Source organism: Actinosynnema sp. NPDC059335, assembly GCF_042752395.1.
Taxonomy (GTDB): Bacteria; Actinomycetota; Actinomycetes; order Mycobacteriales; family Pseudonocardiaceae; genus Actinosynnema.
This window is the reverse complement of record NZ_JBHYXZ010000049.1, coordinates 53,008-54,055: the sequence shown is the minus strand read 5'-3', so window position 1 is coordinate 54,055 and position 1,048 is coordinate 53,008. Positions and strand designations below refer to the sequence as shown.

At 75.6% G+C, this 1,048-nt stretch carries 1 protein-coding gene; it reads right to left on the bottom strand.

From position 1 onward, the window contains the following. Positions 1-60 precede the first annotated feature (60 nt). Positions 61-861: a (2Fe-2S)-binding protein gene (locus ACFXGA_RS17725; RefSeq protein ID WP_378089074.1), complete on the bottom strand. Its 801-nt coding sequence runs from the start codon at positions 859-861 to the stop codon at positions 61-63. Positions 862-1,048: the final 187 nt, after the last annotated feature.

Genomic DNA, 1,048 nt, shown 5'->3' with positions numbered 1-1,048 from the left:
GCCGCGTCGCGCCGGTGGGGGGGGGTCGCCCCGCGGCGGGCGTGTCCGAGGCGGGGGGTGTCAGCAGACGCGCGGGCAGGTGGAGCAGGGTTCGGCGTTCGGCAGCACGAAGTGGAAGCAGCAGCTCTCCCGCCGCCGGGTCCACCCCGTCCCGGTCGCGCGCAGGGTGGACGCCGAGGTGAACGGGTCCAGCTTGGCCGGCAGCAGCAGCGCCGCGTCCACCACGCCCGCCGTCTCGTCGCCGCACACCCGGCCCGCCGTCCACGCCGCGCTGTCCAGCGCGTCCGTGGCCGCCGCCCACAGCATCCGCCGCCCCAGCCGCACGGTCGGCCCGAACGCGCCCACGAAGCGCGCGCTGTGCGCCGCGAACCGGGCCCGCAGCAACGCCGCCAACGCGGTCTCGTCGGCCACCACGGTCGCCGCCGGGTGGTCGCCCGCCGGGTCGTCGGGCAGGCACGCGAACTCCTCGCTCAGCAACGCCACCCCGACCGTGTGCGGCCTGCCCTCCGCGGCCACCTTGATCGCCACGTCGGCGGGCCGCAGCGACGGCACCCGCCGCGCGGTGTGGAACAGCAGCCCGCCCAGCAGCCCGACCACGTTGAGGTACCAGCTCATGACGTACCCGGCGGTGGTGCGGTCGGGCGCCTCGCCGTGCTGCTCGCGCAGCCACTCCGCCAGCGCCTTGCGCCACGCGTCGAACCGCTCCGGCTCGTCGGTGAACTCGGAGCACCGCACCCAGTCGCCCCGCTCGGCGGGCAGGCCGAACCGCAGGTCGAACCCCTCGTACACGGTGACCTCGGCCAGGGACCGCGCGACGGGCGTCGTCACGTCGCATCGGGTGGTCGTCACCGGTACGGTCATGTCCAGAAGGTCCTCGTCGGGTCGAATGAGTCGAGCGGGTTGAGGCTTGCCTAACCTTACCGAGGTTCACCTAACTTGCACCCCGGTGGTGGGGGGCGGGCCCCCCCCCCGGCGCCGCCCCCGCGAGGGTGGTGGCTGGCGCGCCACACCCCCCACGCGCGACCAGAGCGCGCGAACCCCACACTCG

Bases quoted from the DNA above. Each gene is read 5' to 3' on its own strand.
- ACFXGA_RS17725 (WP_378089074.1), bottom strand. From the start codon at position 861: ATGACCGTACCGGTGACGACCACCCGATGCGACGTGACGACGCCCGTC.